This is a genomic window from Aliikangiella litoralis (genome assembly GCF_052495765.1).
In genome coordinates this window covers 1,721,556-1,740,104 of sequence record NZ_CP199292.1, presented here as the reverse complement: position 1 = coordinate 1,740,104, position 18,549 = coordinate 1,721,556, and the positions used below count along the sequence as shown (strand labels likewise).

The window sequence follows — 18,549 nt, the reverse complement described above, 5'->3', positions numbered from 1 at the left end:
AAATATTCAGACAATCATTTGTAAAATTCGGACAAATTAACGATTTTTGATTAAAAAACAGACAATATTGAAAGTAAACTCACTGACAATCCCTAAAACTTCTAATCATCATTAATGACGATTCAATAGCTTGGACTTTGAAATATTAACCCTTATTTTTACAGTAGCGCAGGATAACTTCAGTCACTTTTTGAGAAAACAAATTGTTTGTTATAAAAAAGAATATGGGGAAACCTTCTCGAATACACAAGCACCACCTAAGGTATCTGTATATTGGCTGCCGCCTTGATAATATATTAAACATAGTCATTCATTTTAGGTTCAGCCGCATATTGCATACTAGTATACAAGCAAACAAAAGAGGTGGCTTAAAATGAAAAGACTATTGGTATTAACATTATTATTTCCATTATTTGCAATAAGTGCATCTGCTAATAATTCAGAAAAAGGTCAAGCACGCGTTAAAAATAAATCGGTGCAAGCGCAAGTTTACAGACACCATGAAAATACATGGCGCCAACCAACTTATGGCCATAACACGATATTGTTTAAATGCTACGACTCTTGGAACCACCGTTTAAAAGGTAAATTCACATCTGAGCAACAGTATTTTATAGAACTGGGTGGTGGCGACTGTCAAAAAATTAAACGACGCCATCATAGAAAAAATGCATTAAGCGAATTCCATCAGTATGACTTTCCAATCGGAGATGTTCGTCATGCTATTAATAAAATAAAACGTAAATATCGATTAGGCAGAGCAAAAGTTATAGATAGCACTAATATCGATGCAGGCTATAAAACATTTAAATATACTTTAATATTTAAAGTTGGACGGCATGATTATCGAGAGTTTAGAGTAAAACACAACAGGCGAAATGGAAAGGTTAGAGATATCTATGAGGTGTAAAATAACTTCTATAAGAAAAAAGCCAAGGGAACTACCTTGGCTTTTTTCATTTATTTATTTGACTGTTACTGTGATTTTTTTAGACACAACCATAGGATCATGCGGTATGTGAAACTTATCACCCAAAATAAGCTGTAGTGTGTGCTTTCCTTTTGGTAATGTAATAGTTGTTTCAGTTTGCCCACCGCCAAAATGTTTAACATTACCTCCCATTGGAACCCCTGCTTTAGGCAGTTCTTTGCCATCAATAATTAAATGATGATGTCCTGTGTTGGGTTTATCAACACCCGCTGGCGCAACTCCCATTCCAGACAAGCCAAATTTCACAGTAAACGTTGACTCTACTTCACCACCATCCTTTGGTGAGATAATATAAACTTTAGCATTATCAGGCGATTTTGTAACAGGTGCTTTTTGCTCAGCAATTGCGGTTCCAGCAAACATAGTAGCAATTAATATCATTGCAAATTTTTTTATTTTCTTATTCATAAAGTGATCCTATTGTGATTAACTAATTAAAAAATTCCAGCAAAGCTTAAAAAAAGAACATAGCTCATAATGCGATTCAAACACATAATTGGTAGCGTTACTATTGATTCAATAATGCTTTAATTAACGAAAAGATACTAACCTGCAAGCTTTATTAAAACAACCGATTTTATCCTCTTATTACACTGATTCGTTTTAATTTAACATATCAAGTTTAACCTTATAAGAAAATATGATAACACTTATGCAGTTTTTAAAAGGTTAATAAAAACTTCATATTATGAACTTATTGTTATGTGTAGCTAAAGATATAAATAGGGAATATTAATTGTTCACATTTTTAGATAGAAAAAGATAAACTTTTAAAATAAGATTTATTGTTGCTTTAACCATTGAACAGCTTCAGTGTCATTATTAAAAATTCGAATATTCATTGATTCAGGACGAGGGATTTTTTCGCCAACGAGATTATCTAAATAGGATTTAAAATTATGATCAACCCATGCACAAGTAATAGGTCTAAAGTCATTCAACTCTATTAATCGATGAACTAATAAAGGAATTTCCATTTTTGAAATTTGACCACTTAACAAAACGGTTGCGTGAACTTTATCACAGTTATAATCGTCACAATCTTGATAAATTCTTTCCCAAAGTTGATAAGCAGCTTGAAAAGTTCGTTCTCCTGTTATTACATATCGTAATAAATCATCCTCTACTTTCATTCTGACGTCATAGGTCATATTCTCTACGCTTTCCAATCATCAGGCCTCTTAATGTACGAATTGTTATAAGTTAATAAAACCCAACTCATTCACAAGATCATTGTCCAAAACCAATGTTCTTTATATGCTTTACTCCTTTTAACAGTTGCCATGGCTAGATTAAAGTTTTTAACCATCTCTTCTGAAGTTGTTTTTTTGCTAAACATAAAATGAAGTTGACCAATTAAGATCTTTATCGGTAGTTTTTCAAACTGATGTTTAAAAACGGTTTGTCTTTTCGCACTATCAATTGTAAACGGGGCTTCAAAGATCCCATCTATGAGCTTTTCGTCTAAAGCAATTAAAATATCATTTTCTAACGAGTATTGAATAAAGTTTTTTGCATATTTTGGATTTTGACGAATAGCTTCGACTTCTTCACCAAAATATCCACCGCGTAATACCCCAATAATAAATCCTTTATCTAAAAGCTCAATTAAACTCTCTGCAGTATAATTATGTTTATTATTTTCACGCACCATCAAAGCTAACATATCGTCTCGATAAGGTTCTGAAAAATGTGCGTACATTTCTCTTTCAGAAAATTTTGAGGCGCGCCCTAAAAAGTCAATATCACCATTTTCAATGGCTTTTAAATTTTCTTCCCAGGTTCGCTTATGGTAGGTAACATCACAGCCCATTTCTTTAGTAATCCATTGAACAAACTCAATTTGAAAACCTTTGGGTCCCTCTTTTCCTGGTTCGAGATAAGGAGGCCAGTCAGTCCAACCAAGTTTTAGAGTACATTGTTGTGAAGGTATGTTGACAAGCTGTTCTTTTGCCTGATTGCTATCGCTTGAGGTGTACTGCAATAAGAGTAAAATTATTCCAATTAGCAGAACAATAGACCATTTATTAAAAATTTTGAGTACCACAAAAATCTCTCTGAGTTAATAATAAATTTGATATACGCAGCATCTCAACCAAAAATTCATCTAACTGACATTAGTATAAGCTACCAAAACTAAACGGAATTGTCAGCTATAATTCGCTGATATATCCCCCTCTTTCCTTAATTTTTAAGAAAAGAGGGTTAATAACTAAGCTTGAGGCTTCATATGAGGAAATAGAATAACATCTTTAATGGTAGGAGAGTCTGTAAATAGCATCACTAAACGATCGATACCAATCCCCTCTCCTGCAGTAGGAGGCAGCCCATATTCAAGAGCATTAATGTAATCATCATCAAAATGCATGGCTTCATCATCACCAGCATCTTTTTCTTCTACTTGTTTGCGGAAACGCGCCGCTTGATCTTCAGCATCATTTAATTCCGAGAAACCATTTGCTAATTCTCTTCCACCAACAAAGAACTCAAACCGATCGGTAATAAAAGGATTTTCATCATTACGACGAGCTAATGGAGAAACTTCCCACGGATACTCCGTAATAAAAGTAGGCTGTATTAACTTTTCTTCTGCAGTTTCCTCAAAAATTTCACAAATATATTTACCAGGCCCCCAAACACCATCAATTTCTGGTTCCTTAACATGCACCTTTTTGGCATATTCACGAATTTTTTCAAAATTTTCTTCAGGATTTTTAAAAACACTCTCATCAAAATCAGGGTTATATTTTAATATTGCATCGACCATCGATAAACGCTCAAACCCTTGACCAAAATCATAAACGATCTCTTCAATCACTTCACCATCAGAGTTCTTAATCGTATTAGTGACTAAGTTAGTTCCTAAAACATCCTGTGCTAATGTGCGTAGCATGTCTTCGGTTAAGTCCATCAGATCATTATAATCAGCATAAGCTTGATAAAACTCTAACATGGTAAACTCAGGATTATGTCGAGTCGATAACCCTTCATTACGGAAGTTTCGATTGATTTCAAAAACTCGATCAAAACCACCAACCACTAAACGCTTTAAATATAATTCCGGAGCAATACGCAAATACATATCAATATCCATTGCGTTATGATGAGTGACGAAAGGTCTGGCCACCGCTCCTCCAGGAATTACCTGCAACATTGGCGTTTCAACTTCCATAAAGTTTCTTTCAACTAGAAAACGTCGAATGCCATCCACAACCTGACTTCTCACTAAAAAGTTTTTACGTGTTTCTTCGTTAGTAATTAAATCAATATAACGTTGACGATATTTAATTTCCTGATCTTTGAGTCCAGCAAATTTTTCAGGTAGTGGACGTAAAGATTTTGTTAATAAATGATATTCATCCATACTCACAAAGAGATCACCTTTACCCGACAATTTAAGCTGACCTTTAACGCCAATGATGTCACCAATATCAAGACCAGACCAACGCTCTTTCATCTCTTTTTGCGCATCTTTACTCGCATACGCTTGAATACGCCCCGACATATCCTGAACAACAAAGAAAGGACCTCGCTTGGCCATCACTCTTCCGGCAATGCTTACAATTAAGTTTTGTTCAACTATTTCTTCTTTGCTCTGGCTCGCATATTTCTCTTGTAAGTCCGCAGCATAATTTTTAGGCTTAAAGTGATTAGGGTGACCATTAGAGTCACACTGTGTTCTAATACTTTCTAACTTTGCACGACGCTCTGCAATAAGTTTATTGTCTTCAGGGTTCACGGCTAAATTAGAATCTGTTTCTTGGTTGCTCATAATTAATTAGTCTTAAATTAGTTTATCTTAAATTGTTTAAATAAGTTGATTGAGTTTAAGTTTATAGACCCGCTTTCAAACTTTCTTCAATGAAGCCATCTAAGTCACCATCAAGCACCGCTTGAGTATTAGTTGATTCATACGCTGTCCGTAAATCTTTAATACGTGATTGATCTAATACATAAGATCGAATTTGACTCCCCCAACCAATATCTGATTTGGCATCTTCCATTTGCTGTTTCTCGGAATTCTGCTTTTGTATTTCCAATTCATATAACTTAGCTTTTAACAACTTCATCGCTTGATCTTTGTTTTTATGCTGCGAACGATCATTTTGACATTGAACGACAGTATTTGTCGGCAAGTGTGTAATTCTCACGGCTGAATCAGTTTTATTAACATGTTGCCCTCCCGCTCCACTTGCTCGATAAGTGTCTATTCTAAGATCGGCAGGATTGACATCAATTTCAATATCATCTTTAATTTCAGGATAACAGAAAACACTGGCAAATGAAGTATGACGGCGGTTACCTGAATCAAACGGTGATTTTCTAACTAAACGATGAACCCCTGTTTCAGTTCTAACCCAGCCAAATGCATAATCGCCTTCCACCTGAATCGTGGCGCTTTTAATACCAGCAACATCACCATCGGACTTTTCAATTAACTCAGCTTTAAACCCACGACTCTCACACCAGCGCAGATACATTCTTAAGAGCATATCCGCCCAATCTTGAGCTTCAGTACCACCAGAGCCGGCCTGAATATCAATATAAGCATTTTCGGTATCCATTTCGCCGTTAAACATACGACGGAACTCAAGCTTGGCTAAATCTTTATCTAGTTCGTCTAAATCACCAATTAATTCATCTACGGTTGCTTTATCATCTTCTTCAACCGCTAACTCTAAAAGATCATTGGCATCATCTAAACCAGCATCTAATTTTTCAATTGTTTTAACAACAACTTCTAAACTTGCTCTTTCTTTACCAAGTGCTTGTGCTCTTTCAGGTTCGTTCCAAACATCGGGCAGCTCAAGTTCTCTTTCAACTTCAGTTAGTCGCTCATTTTTGGTATCGTAGTCAAAGATACCCCCTAAGAGAGTTTTTACGCGCTTGTAGCTCTTTAATTCTTTCGCGAATGGATGTGACTTCTATCATCGTAAAACTTATCTATATTTGCTAGTATCTAAGGGCGTCATTCTACTAAAACTCTAGCGTTTAGCCCAGCTAAACTTGTCGCTATCACTAACAGAAGCAACGATCATGAATAAATTAGCTTTAATCGCCTTTTTTAGCGCATTGTCTATTTTACTATCTGGTTGTACGAGTATTCCCATATCGCAAGTAAACGATCGCCTTAATGCCTGGAAAGGTATGCACATTGATGACTTGATTAAATATTGGGGACTGCCCAGTAAACAAACCCAAACCACAAGTAAATATTATGCCGAGTGGTTAAATAGGAGCAATGAACCCGGTAATGCTTCAGTCTCAATCGGTACAGGGCATTTAGGTAGAAATTCAGCGATTGGTATTGGTTTATCACTATTTGAATTAGGAGGTAGCGATGATGCATGTAGTCGGCTAATTACTTATAACGATAATGGTGTCGTTACCGACATATCATGGCAAGGAACACAAGATTACTGCTATCAATTAACACCAGAGTTAAGTCAAATTCAAGCGAACCAAAAAAGCAGAAAAACTCAGTAGTGGTACAAACTGTAAATTCAATAGAGCCACTACCACAGTGAGCTTGTGGCTCTACTGTTAATCACTTTAGTGATTCATGCTCTATACGAGTGGCAACAGATGAATCAATAGTAATCCAAAAACCTAAAGGCTCGTGTAACCTCTGAGAAACGAATTGGTGCTTATTTTCAGAAAGTTTTTTTAGTTTTTAAATAATATTCATAAAGTACAAAATTATCTTCTGCAAATCCTCTTGTTCAATCAAACCATCACTAAAAGCCGTCACTTTATTCGATTAAATCTTCTTAGAGGCAATTAATAATACCGATTGGTTACAGCTAAAGAAAAATTGCAACACTAAAGAAATAATTGAGTGAGTTTTTCAACCACAATCACATTAGCCTCGGGTAATTTAACCTGGTTTAATTCCTGTATATTTACCCATTTGACAGGTTGCCCTTCCAAACCAATTGGCTCACCTTTAAACTCAGTCACCAAAAAAAAGTTAAGCTGTACTTTTTTTTCTGGGTATTCGAAACTCACTTCAGTGAAGTCTCTAGCTTCTGTAATTTCGATATTAAGCTCTTCTTTTAACTCCCTGGCTAATGCTGAGTGCGCAGTCTCGTTGATTTCAATTTTCCCGCCAGGAAACTCCCAATAACCACCTTTGTGTTTATCTTGTGGGCGCTGTGCAATCAATACCTGATTTTGGCGAAGTATAACCCCGGCCGCAACTTGTATCGTTGACATGTAATACCCTCTTAATTATTTGATTTTACAATAAAAAAAGACAGACTTAAAAGTCTGTCTTAATCACCAATAGAAAATGGTTAAGGCTCTGTAACAACCTCTTCAAGAGTTACTTGAGCTTACCATGACATTGTTTAAATTTTTTGCCAGAACCACAAGGACAAGGCTCATTACGTCCAACTTTAACCCCATCTCTAACAAATGGAGAATGTGTCCCTTGAGTTTCTTCCTCTCTAGGCATTGCCGATCCTTGTTCATGCTGGTACTCAACAGCATGAGTTTCTGCTTCTCTTCGGCGTTGCTCTTCAACGGCATCCACATCATCTGCACCTTTCACTTGAACTTTAGATAAAATAGATATCACATCAAGCTTAACGTTTTCTAGCATTTCAGCAAATAGTTCAAATGCTTCACGTTTATATTCCTGTTTTGGATTTTTTTGTGCATAGCTACGTAATCCAATGCCTTGACGTAAGTGATCCATAGACGCCAAATGTTCCTTCCAATGGCTATCTAGATTTTGCAACATGACTGATTTTTCAAAATGGCGGAGTACCACCTCGCCTACTTGTTCTTCCTTCGCCTGATATTCTGCTGCTAGTGCCTCAATAATCTTGTCACGTAGCGGTTCTTCATGTAATTGATCATCTTCATCTAGCCACTGTTGAATAGGTAATTCAATCATAAAGTCATTTTTCAAACGCTCTTGCAACCCTTGCACATCCCACATGTCATCAATACTTTGCGGCGGTATATACTGAGCAAACACACTTGCCAGTACATCTTTACGTAGATTTTGAACCGTATCAGAAATATCTTCTGTAGACATGAGTTCTGCACGCTGTTCATAAATAACTTTACGCTGATCATTGGCCACATCATCATATTCAAGTAAGTTTTTACGAATATCAAAGTTACGGCCTTCAACTTTACGTTGAGCGTTTTCTATCGCTCGTGAAACCCATTTATGCTCAATGGCTTCACCTTCTTCCCAGCCCATTTTTTGCATCATAGTCGCCATTCTTTCAGACGCAAATATTCGCATTAAATCATCTTCTAAAGATAAGTAAAAACGACTACTACCTCTATCACCCTGACGTCCTGCTCGACCACGAAGCTGGTTATCAATTCGTCTTGATTCATGGCGCTCTGTACCAATAATAGCTAACCCGCCAGCGTCTAAAACAGCTTGATGTCTTTCTTCCCACTCTTTAGTCGCTTTTTCTATCTGTTTATCATCAGGCTTTTTAAGCTTGTCTAGGTCTGCTTGCAAACTACCACCTAAAACAATATCGGTTCCTCGTCCCGCCATATTTGTTGCAATGGTTACTTTACCGGGTCTACCCGCTTGAGAAATAATTTCTGCTTCTTTAGCATGGAATTTAGCATTTAAGACTTGGTGATCTATTTTTTTCTGCTTGAGTACACGCGATAAAATTTCAGAAGACTCAACCGATGTTGTTCCAACTAGAATAGGCTGTCCTTTTTCTTGACGCTCAATAATCTCATCAATAATGGCATTATATTTTTCTTGTTTGGTTAAAAAAATCAAATCGCCGAGATCTTCACGCATCATAGGCTTATTAGTTGGAATAACAATCACTTCAAGCCCATAGATCTGATTCAATTCAAATGCTTCGGTATCAGCAGTTCCAGTCATTCCTGATAGCTTGTCATATAAACGGAATAAGTTCTGGAAGGTAATAGAAGCTAATGTCTGATTTTCATTTTGAATGTTGACACCTTCTTTAGCTTCAACCGCTTGATGTAAACCGTCAGACCAGCGACGTCCCGGCATCGTACGGCCAGTATGTTCATCAACAATAACTACTTCGCCGTCTTTCACAATATAATCAACATCATTTTTAAACAGCGTATGAGCTCTTAAAGCAGCATTAACATGATGTAATAGCGAAATAGAACTTGCACTATATAAAGACTGCTCATCAGTTAATAAACCCGCTTCGGTCAATAGCTTTTCAACATTTTCTTGTCCGGCTTCACTTAGAAAGACCTGTTTAGCTTTTTCATCGATAGAATAATCGCCACTTTGTTGGTCTTCTTCATCTTCTTGTGGTTTCAAGCTAGGAATAAGCTTGTCTATCTGACGGTACAATTCAGAGCTATCCTCAACGGCACCAGAAATAATCAGAGGCGTTCTCGCCTCATCAATTAATATAGAGTCAACTTCATCAATAATTGCATAGTGCAAATCTCGTTGCACTTTATCTTCAGTTGAAAAAGCCATATTATCTCTTAGATAATCAAAGCCAAACTCATTATTTGTCCCAAAGGTAATATCACAAGCATAGGCAGCCCGTTTAGTTTCAGTATCTTGTCCAGAAAGTATTACCCCAACCGTTAAGCCAAGTGCTTTGTACAAAGGCCCCATCCATTCGGAGTCACGCTGGGCGAGATAATCATTAACGGTAATGATATGAACCCCTTTGCCTGTCAGTGCATTAAGGTAGGCTGATAATGTTGCAACCAGAGTTTTACCTTCCCCTGTTCGCATTTCGGCAATTTTACCTTCATGTAAAACCATGCCACCAATTAGCTGCACATCAAAATGGCGCATCTTTAAAACACGCTTACCAGCCTCTCTGACAACTGCAAATGCGTCTTCAAGCATGTTATCTAAAGACTCTCCAGCGGCTAAACGCTCTCGAAACTTATCTGTAGACTGAGCAAGTTCTTCATCGGTCAATTTTTGAACGCTTTCTTCAAGCGCATTGATCGCTGCCGTGCGTTTGCTGAATTGCTTAACAACTCGTTGATTTCTACTACCAAAAATTTTGGTTAGGATATTCCCAAACATGGACACTAACTTCCTAATTTTTATTGATTTAATTTATTTATCAACAGCTCAATGTTTAACTAAAAAGACCAGCTAACGATATTTGGCTGGATATAACTCAGCAGACTAAGAGCCTTATTTTAACCGCAGAATTGTACACTTATAGGCCGATAAACACTACCGCTAATACATACGATACAATTCAATTTATGGGGTTAATTTGCTAAATAACAATCAGATTGTGAAATTAAACATATAAATAGGCGGATAAACAGAGGCTTGTCGTAACACACTTACAAGCAAACCAAATAAACTTTCGGCAGTAATGGCAATATTTACCCAAGAAAATACCAATAAATTACCATTATCAGGTCTGAATAATGTACTTTTAGAATAAAAGCCTCCGGCATTTTATTATCTAAACGTTATTAAAGTAGGGAAAAATCGCCAGCTAGCGCTTTTAAACAGAATTGAGTATTTACTCAACCAATGCACTCAATAACAACTGCTTTAACTTAATTTTGGACTTAACTTCATTACAAAACATAGCTTAACTAATAAAATAAAAGAGCTAGAAATAGAACAATTAGAAAAAGTATCAACTCAACTCTTACCATTAAAATCCTCAAGTTAATTAGAAATCTTCTAATTTGGTTTTGTTATCAACCTATATTAAGATAAAAAGAATCAGTAATCGAATTGGGCAAATAATGAACAACCAGTGGAAGCAACTCTTTCCTGCACTTGCCGACTCTAATACAACCTACCTTGATTCTGCTTCAAGCTGTCAATTACCTTCAGTTGTGATCGATAGCATCACAAGTTATCTACAACAAGGACATGGCAACCCTCATAGAGGGATGTACTCATTTAGCGAAAATGCTGAACAAATTTTAAGTAATTGTCGACAACAAATAGCCCGCTTTATCAACGCTCAAATCGAACAAATTATTTTTACTAAAGGGACCACTGAGTCCATTAATTTAGTGGCCAATAGTTTTAGAAATAGAATGACTTCTGCCCACTCTATTTTAGTCACAGAGCTAGAACACCATGCCAATTTGCTACCGTGGCAACAACTTTGTGAACAAACTGGTGCACGATTAAATTACCTACCAATCAATTCAAATGGCGAGCTTGTATTAGAGCAATTAGAGAGTTATTTAGCAGATAATTGTGCACTATTTGCTTTTTCTCATGCGAGTAATATTTTAGGTAACCTCACTCCAGCAAAACGGTTAATACAGATCGCAAAGAAATATCATGTACCAACATTAGTTGATGGAGCACAGTGTATCGCACACCATTCTGTCGATATAACAGATTTAGGTTGTGACTATTACGCTTTTTCAGGGCATAAAATATACGCACCCAGCGGCATAGGTGCTTTGTACGCTTTAGATCCGGAAACTCTTCACCCTCTTTTACTAGGAGGTGGCATTGTTTCTAAAGTAACCAATAATGACTATCAACTAAGTCCCCATATTACTCGTTTTGAAGCAGGTAGCGCTAATATGATCGGTTTAGTTGGACTTGATGCTGCTCTCAAATTTCTTGAACCAATAGAATGGCTCAAAATTCATGCTCATGAAAAACAATTAATTAACCAAATCAAACAACAGCTTGATCAAAATATTTTTAAAATAATATCTCACCCCGAAAGCAGTCATTTAATTTCCATCGTTAGCCCCAACTTTCACTCCCATGACATTGCCACAGTATTGGCGAATAGCCGAATAGCAGTTCGAGCAGGCCACCATTGTGCTCAGCCTTGTTTAGCCGCACTAAAGGCTAAACACTGCGTTAGAATATCTTTGGGGTTATATAATGATGAAGCTGATATTCATCGATTAATTGAGGGGTTAAACAAAGTACCTGATTATTTAAACTAATAAACAAAAAGCATTTAAGACTAAGACATCAATTGCAAGTTTTCGGTATCAATCCCCTCTTCTATTTCAAGAATTTTCATAAAGACAGCTAAATCTTCTTGAGCACCTTCCAAGGTATCAAATGGCCCATTAACCTTTCCTCCACGGCTTTTATAAAAGACACCAAGATCACTGGTAAAAATTCGTGATGTTTTTGTATAAGTGACATTAATAGGATCAGTCTTACGGTAGTATTGACGACTCACAGCATGTTCCATTGGGTTATTTATTTTTTGGTAATAATAGTCACGATCTTAAAATATTGGCAGGGGACATTTCCCCAATCTTTGTGAGCAATCTCTCAAGCATTGTCCATTGTCCGTTTAGTGTCCGCCAGTAAACGGCGTACAGTGTCCAGTTAGCTCAATGATGTTAAAACCAACTCTAAGTAAAAAATTATTTGTTTTTTTTCAATAAGTTAAATAATCATTATCAACTGGCACAAAACCTGCTCTCTTGTAATCAGTTTAAAATTCGAGGAGTTATTTGAATGATTCAAGATACATCTTCACAAGATGTGATACTGAAAAAAAATAAAGCCAGTTCTTACTGGTTAAAAATAATACTAATACTTGCAGGGTTAATTATTTTAATGATTTATTCAATCCCAACCTTATCAAATTGGTCATCTGCTGATATTTCTATTGATAGAAACCGTATCCGTACAGCAGAGGTGACAAATGGTGATTTTATTAGAGATATTGCTTTACAAGGAAATATTGTCGCGGCTAATAGTCCCAAGCTATATGCTCCCGCAATGGGAACAATAACGTTACATATAAACCCTGGAGAAAAAGTTGAAAAGGGAGACTTAGTTGCTACAATTAATAGCCCTGAATTAACTAACCGTTTACAACAAGAACAGTCAAAGCTTAAAAGTTTAGAAATAGAATTACAAAGAAAAAAAATTCAAGCAAAACAAAACAGAATAAAAAAACACCAACAAATTCAGCTTGAAAAAGTTGTATTAGATGCTGCTAAACGAGAGAAAAAACGAGCAGAACAATCAATCAAAATTCAAGCAATCAGCCAATTAGACTATGAAAAATCTATTGACGATTTAAGACGTTCACAACTTAAATATAACTTTGCTCAGGAACAGTTTGAATTAGAAAAAGAAAACCTTCTATTCGAAATCAAAACCGCTGAATTTGAATATAATCAGTATCACTTGATGGTAGAAAACACCCAACGATTAGTTAAAGAGCTGAAAATAATCGCTCCAGTTTCAGGAATTGTTGGCTCATGGTCTGTAGAACAAAAATCGGCCGTTGCCTTAAATCAGGCTTTATTAACCATTGTTGATTTATCAGCTTTTCAAGTTGAAATAGAAATTCCAGAAAATTATGCTGATGAACTGGGCATTGGTATGCTTGCACAAGTTACCTATAATGGGCACCAATATGACGCCACTGTTGCAACGATTTCACCAGAAGTAACGGATAATATTGTAAAAGGTAGAATAGCATTTACCACAAAACCTCCTCCCGGCATAAAACAAAACCAACGTGTTTCAAGCAAAGTAATATTAGAACAAAAAAGCAATATTCTTTATTTACCACGAGGTTCATTTATTCAACATTACGGCGGACGTAAAGTCTTTGTTATAAACGACAACATTGCCACTTTAAAAAATATTAATTTAGGTAGCTACAGTATTGATAAAGTAGAAGTTATTTCTGGATTAAAACCTGGTGAAAAAGTCATTATATCGAATACCGACTTTGTTAATAAAGCAGAGACATTAATTTTAAATTAAGAGCTGTAGCAGAGTCAAAACTATTACGATGAAAGTGAATAATTTTATATTTCCCCAAAGAGGAAGAGCAATATGTTAAAAATGAATAATATCAAAAAAATATTTCGTACCGACCTGGTAGAAACACATGCTTTAAGAGATTTTAGTTTACAAGTCAAAGAAGGTGAGTTTGTTGCAGTCACAGGACCATCTGGTTCAGGTAAAACCACATTTTTAAATATCACAGGCATGTTAGAAACATTTAACAGTGGTACTTATTATTTAGATGACAAAGATGTTAGTCAACTTAACGATAATCAACGTTCTCGACTAAGAAATGAAAAAATTGGTTTTATATTTCAAGGTTTCAACCTTATACCTGATCTCAATTTGTTTGATAATGTGGATGTACCTCTTCGCTATAGAGGCTTTAGTGCTAAGGAGCGCAAACAACGAATAGAAAATGCTCTAGAAAAAGTGGGACTTTCAGCTAGACAAAAACATTTACCATCACAACTCTCAGGCGGCCAACAACAACGGGTTGCTATAGCTAGAGCACTAGCAGGCAGCCCTCGCTTTTTATTAGCAGATGAACCAACTGGTAACTTAGATTCATTAATGGCTAGACAAGTAATGCAGTTATTAGAAGAGATCAACCAACAAGGAACAACCATTATTATGGTTACTCATGATTCTGAACTAGCACGCAGAGCACAAAGAAACATTCATATTGTCGATGGTCAGGTGAGTGACTTTCAAACCCTGCAACCAGTGCTTGAAACAGCTGAAGTTTAGGAGAATAGAATGCTTCAATATTATATAAAACTTTCATGGTTAAGTATAAAGCGAACACCTATGTTAACCACTTTAATGGTTTTGGCTATTAGTTTGGGCATTGGGGTAAGCATGACGGTATTGACCGTTAATTACCTCATGGGTAAAGATCCCATTCCAAGTAAGAGTGAACAACTTTATCATGTACAACTTTTTAGCTATGGTAAAGGACATTCAAACCAGCATTCCTCAGATTTGTTTCCTCTTCAGTTAACCTATCAAGATGTTATGAATATTCATCAATCTAATATTCCATCACGTAAAACTCGTAGTCTTTCAACCGGTTTTTCAATTATTCCTAACAATGCTGAGTTCACTCCTTTTATGGAGTCTGCACGGGCCATAGACAGTGATTTTTTTGCTATGTTTAACATTCCTTTCATTTATGGAAATACATGGGATAAATCAGTTGATAGCTCTCCTAAAAATGTCATTGTGATAGGTAAAGAGCTGAATAACAAGTTATTTAAAGGGGAAAATAGTATTGGGAGAGAAATCAATTTAAACACTATTAACTATACAATAGTTGGTGTCATTGACAATTGGCAACCGACCCCTCGATTTTACGATTTAAATAATGGTAGCTTTAACCAATCTGAATTTATTTTTGTCCCATTTTCTCTATTGCCAATACATGAATATCCTAGCTGGGGCAACAATAATGGATGGAAAGATGAAGATATTAATAGCTATCAAGATAAACTTCGCTCTGAAACACAGTGGAACCAATACTGGGTTGAATTAAACACCCAGGAACAAGTCAACCAATATAAAGAGTGGTTAACGGGTTATATAGAAGAGCAAAAAAAAGTAGGTCGCTTTGAAAATGAAAGAGCTGCAGCTTCATTAAAAAATGTAAAACAATGGTTAACCTATAATTATGTGGTAAGCGACGATAGCTCAATACTAGTTAGCGTTTCATTTATGTTTTTAACTGTTTGCATGCTCAATACAATAGGACTTTTATTAGCAAAATTTTTACGACGCGCCCCTGAAGTTGGAGTAAGACGAGCACTTGGTGCCAGTCGCAAAGAAGTTTTTATACAGCATTTAGTCGATGTAAGTTTAATTGGTTTAACTGGTGGCCTTTTGGGCTTATTGCTAGGTCAATTGGGTTTATTGAGCGTCAAAGAACTCTACCCTGAATACCATCAATTGGTTTACATGGATACAACACTAATTGTCGTTGCAATCTTACTTTCATTAGGCTCAAGTCTAATCGCAGGCATTTATCCAGCATGGAAAATTTGCCAAACCAACCCTTCTCTTTATCTTAAAACACAATAGGCGATATCACTATGCTTGAAATAAGACCAATACTCAGTGCATTGTTAAGACACAAAAGCAGTACGCTACTCATAGTGCTGCAAATTGCAATCACTTTTGCTGTTGTTGTTAATTCAATCAGTATTATTCAACAACGAATAGCAATGATGGATAGAGAAAGTGGGTTAGATGAAAAAAACCTGATCGCTTTAAATATCAATAGTTATGAAGATAAATCAACTTTTGAACAAAACTACCGGCAAGATATTCAATTGTTACGCAACACTCCCGGCATAAGAGATGCATTAATGATCAACCAAGTTCCACTTAGTGGTAGTGGCGACTCATCACTGTTCTCATCCTCTCAAGAAAATGCAGATAATTTAATCAATCATGGGGCTGGTCTTTTTAGAGGTGATCACCATCTGATAAATACTATGGGATTAGAATTATTATCAGGGCGTAATTTTACCGAAAGTGAAATCGAATTCACAAGTAAACTACCGAAAGTGAATGCAATCATTATTAATAAACATTTAGCTGATAAGCTATATCCTGGTGAAGATCCATTAGGAAAAACGATTTATTTTTGGGGAAAAAGCAGCAAAGTGGTTGGTATTATTAAAACCATGTCGGGTTCATGGGTACATGACTCTCGATTTCACGATAATGTCATCATGCCGGTTGTCGAGTTAAGCCAGTTTAAACGAGTGCTAATAAGAACAGAAAAAGGAATGCGTAGCGAAATTTTACGCAATGTTGAAAAAATATTATTAGAGAGAAACCCCAATCGAGTAATTACTCATATTCGTACTCTTGAGGAGCTAAAAGCACAAAGTTATCAAGGTGATAGTGCAATGGCTAAAATTCTTTGGGTAGTGATTAGTTTACTTATCATTATCACAGCACTAGGCATTGTCGGCATTGTGAGTTTTAATATCAATCAAAGAAGAAAACAGATAGGTACTCGACGTGCTCTAGGTGCCTGTAAAATTGATATTTTACGCTATTTTATGACTGAAAATATTTTACTGACCTTAATTGGTGTTACCATAGGTTCAGCTTTAACTATTGGTATTAATATTTATTTGGTTGATACTTTTCAGTTAGCACCAATTAATTGGCTGTATATACCAACCGGAATTATCATAATGATAATCACTGGAATATTCTCGGTTTGGGTGCCAGCTAGAAAAGCATCATCATTATCACCAGCAATAGCAACCCAAAGTATATAAGTGAACTTTTTGAACGAAGAAAATTTGATATTAGCAGTTAATCCCAACATGGAATTAGCTGTATTTCTCAATTAAAATAACCTTATTAATCAGGTTAAAGCATGCTTTAATGGTTGAAGCCATCCTAATAAAATTTAATAAAATGAGTCTAACTCAATGAGCCAAATATTAGTTATTGATGATAACCAAGGAATAGCCACTGCGCTTGACGTTCTTTTTTCAATTTACGACATCAGTATGTTACATGCAGATTCGCCTCAAGAAGGTCTCAGGCTTTTACAAACCAATGATATTAGCCTGGTGATTCAAGATATGAATTTTTCAGAAGATACTACTTCAGGAGAAGAAGGTCGAACATTATTTAACACCATTAATGCAACCTACCCAGATATACCAGTAATACTATTAACGGCATGGGGAAACATTGAAATGGCAGTTGAATTAGTTAAAGCAGGAGCGGCAGACTACCTGACAAAGCCGTGGGATGATAATAAACTCATTGCTACTATTAAAAATTTAATGGAATTAAGTCAATTACGCCAACAAACAAATACACTATTAAGTGAAAAATCACAACAAACTTCGACGCTATCGGCTCAATTTAACCTGTGTGGCACAATTTTTTGTAGCGAAGCAATGCTACAAAGTCTCACCATGGCTACCCAGATTGCTCATGCTAATATACCTGTTTTAATTACTGGTCCCAATGGTAGTGGAAAAGAAAAAATTGCAGAAGTTATACAAGCGAACTCAGGTGTACAAGATAAGCCTTTTGTTAAAGTTAATGTAGGCGCATTACCTATAGAACTACTAGAAGCTGAATTATTTGGCGCAGAAGCAGGTGCTTTTACCGGCGCAAAAAAAAGAAGAATTGGCCGTTTTGAAATGGCTGATGGTGGCACATTATTTCTTGATGAAATAGGCAACTTGCCATTATCTGGTCAGGTAAAACTATTAAGAGTGATACAAACCGGCGAATTTGAAAGACTAGGTAGCTCTGAAACCTTAAAAGTTGACGTTAGAATTATAAGTGCAACCAATGCAAACTTACTCAAAGAAATAGAAAATGGTAATTTTCGCGAAGATCTTTACTATCGGTTAAACGTAATAGAAATAAAAGCGCCTCCCTTATCTCAAAGAGTAGATGATATTCTTCCTTTAACTTTACATTTTATGCCAGAAGACCTCACTCTTTCTAAAGATGCAGAGAACACATTACTCAGTTACCATTGGCCTGGTAACGTAAGAGAGCTAGAAAATGTAGTCCAACGAGCAAGCTTGCTTGCTCAAAATAAAAAAATCGAAGTATTTAACTTAGGATTACCTGAAATAAAAAAAGATAAAAAAATACCAACTGTCATAGAACCCGATAAAGAAACCCTTACCCAGATTTTACAAGCAAATCGGAACAATATATCACAAACAGCCAAACAACTAGGTCTTAGTAGACAATCTCTCTATCGCCGAATGAATAAGTATGGTATTGACAAAAAAGACTCATAAAATATATCGTTTTAGAAAAAACAGATAAACATCGG

16 protein-coding genes are annotated in these 18,549 nt (G+C 36.0%); 8 read left to right on the top strand and 8 right to left on the bottom strand.

The genetic code is table 11. The features are described from left to right. Positions 1 to 373: 373 nt before the first annotated feature. The gene (locus tag ACT5E3_RS07335) at positions 374 to 910 is read left to right on the top strand and encodes a hypothetical protein (protein WP_444997651.1); all 537 of its coding nucleotides are present in this window, start codon (positions 374 to 376) and stop codon (positions 908 to 910) included. Positions 911 to 964: 54 nt separating this feature from the next. Here the strand turns inward: ACT5E3_RS07335 and ACT5E3_RS07330 are convergent, their stop codons facing one another. The 5 genes from ACT5E3_RS07330 to prfB all read right to left on the bottom strand — a co-directional run bounded on the left by ACT5E3_RS07330 (position 965) and on the right by prfB (position 5,923). Continuing rightward, complete coding sequence (locus ACT5E3_RS07330) at positions 965 to 1,399, bottom strand: DUF4399 domain-containing protein (RefSeq protein WP_444997650.1); 435 nt, start codon at positions 1,397 to 1,399, stop codon at positions 965 to 967. 374 nt (positions 1,400 to 1,773) lie between these two features. Then, positions 1,774 to 2,160, bottom strand: a complete 387-nt coding sequence (locus ACT5E3_RS07325; protein ID WP_444997649.1) for a hypothetical protein — start codon at positions 2,158 to 2,160, stop codon at positions 1,774 to 1,776. A 53-nt stretch (positions 2,161 to 2,213) separates the two neighbouring features. Further along, positions 2,214 to 3,038 carry a substrate-binding periplasmic protein gene (locus ACT5E3_RS07320; protein WP_444997648.1) on the bottom strand — a complete coding sequence of 275 codons (825 nt, stop codon included), beginning with the start codon at positions 3,036 to 3,038 and terminating at the stop codon, positions 2,214 to 2,216. Between the two features lie 165 nt (positions 3,039 to 3,203). Then, the gene (gene lysS / locus ACT5E3_RS07315) at positions 3,204 to 4,763 is read right to left on the bottom strand and encodes a lysine--tRNA ligase (RefSeq protein WP_444997647.1); all 1,560 of its coding nucleotides are present in this window, start codon (positions 4,761 to 4,763) and stop codon (positions 3,204 to 3,206) included. 61 nt (positions 4,764 to 4,824) lie between these two features. Further along, positions 4,825 to 5,923, bottom strand: a protein-coding gene (prfB, locus tag ACT5E3_RS07310) for a peptide chain release factor 2 (RefSeq protein WP_444997646.1) whose coding sequence is annotated in 2 segments (ribosomal slippage) — positions 4,825 to 5,847 and positions 5,849 to 5,923 — 1,098 coding nt in all. Because the reading frame shifts where the segments join, the coding sequence is not laid out codon by codon here. A gap of 105 nt (positions 5,924 to 6,028) precedes the next feature. On the opposite strand from prfB, the gene ACT5E3_RS07305 reads away from it, so the two are divergent. Then, positions 6,029 to 6,478: a hypothetical protein gene (locus tag ACT5E3_RS07305; protein WP_444997645.1), complete on the top strand. Its 450-nt coding sequence runs from the start codon at positions 6,029 to 6,031 to the stop codon at positions 6,476 to 6,478. A 336-nt stretch (positions 6,479 to 6,814) separates the two neighbouring features. Here the strand turns inward: ACT5E3_RS07305 and mutT are convergent, their stop codons facing one another. Together mutT and secA are read right to left on the bottom strand one after the other, a co-directional pair. Then, positions 6,815 to 7,207: an 8-oxo-dGTP diphosphatase MutT gene (gene mutT, locus ACT5E3_RS07300; protein ID WP_444997644.1), complete on the bottom strand. Its 393-nt coding sequence runs from the start codon at positions 7,205 to 7,207 to the stop codon at positions 6,815 to 6,817. Between the two features lie 109 nt (positions 7,208 to 7,316). Continuing rightward, positions 7,317 to 10,025 (bottom strand): preprotein translocase subunit SecA, encoded by a 2,709-nt coding sequence (gene secA, locus ACT5E3_RS07295; RefSeq protein WP_444997643.1) that lies wholly within the window; start codon positions 10,023 to 10,025, stop codon positions 7,317 to 7,319. Positions 10,026 to 10,714: 689 nt separating this feature from the next. Here secA and ACT5E3_RS07290 point away from each other — a divergent pair. Continuing rightward, positions 10,715 to 11,896 (top strand): aminotransferase class V-fold PLP-dependent enzyme, encoded by a 1,182-nt coding sequence (locus tag ACT5E3_RS07290; RefSeq protein ID WP_444997642.1) that lies wholly within the window; start codon positions 10,715 to 10,717, stop codon positions 11,894 to 11,896. Positions 11,897 to 11,916: 20 nt separating this feature from the next. Here the strand turns inward: ACT5E3_RS07290 and ACT5E3_RS07285 are convergent, their stop codons facing one another. Continuing rightward, entirely contained in the window at positions 11,917 to 12,141 is a 225-nt protein-coding gene (locus ACT5E3_RS07285; RefSeq protein ID WP_444997641.1) for a hypothetical protein, read from the bottom strand. 284 nt (positions 12,142 to 12,425) lie between these two features. Here ACT5E3_RS07285 and ACT5E3_RS07280 point away from each other — a divergent pair, with 284 nt between their 5' ends. From ACT5E3_RS07280 to ACT5E3_RS07260, 5 genes are all read left to right on the top strand, one after another. After that, entirely contained in the window at positions 12,426 to 13,694 is a 1,269-nt protein-coding gene (locus tag ACT5E3_RS07280) for an efflux RND transporter periplasmic adaptor subunit (protein ID WP_444997640.1), read from the top strand. A gap of 72 nt (positions 13,695 to 13,766) precedes the next feature. Continuing rightward, on the top strand, positions 13,767 to 14,468 hold the full coding sequence (locus tag ACT5E3_RS07275) for an ABC transporter ATP-binding protein (protein ID WP_444997639.1): 702 nt from the start codon (positions 13,767 to 13,769) through the stop codon (positions 14,466 to 14,468). Between the two features lie 9 nt (positions 14,469 to 14,477). Continuing rightward, a complete protein-coding gene (locus ACT5E3_RS07270) occupies positions 14,478 to 15,794 on the top strand; it encodes an ABC transporter permease (protein ID WP_444997638.1) in 1,317 nt (438 codons plus the stop codon). An 11-nt stretch (positions 15,795 to 15,805) separates the two neighbouring features. Then, positions 15,806 to 17,011, top strand: a complete 1,206-nt coding sequence (locus tag ACT5E3_RS07265; RefSeq protein WP_444997637.1) for an ABC transporter permease — start codon at positions 15,806 to 15,808, stop codon at positions 17,009 to 17,011. A 156-nt stretch (positions 17,012 to 17,167) separates the two neighbouring features. Beyond that, entirely contained in the window at positions 17,168 to 18,514 is a 1,347-nt protein-coding gene (locus ACT5E3_RS07260; protein ID WP_444997636.1) for a sigma-54-dependent transcriptional regulator, read from the top strand. Positions 18,515 to 18,549 lie beyond the last annotated feature (35 nt).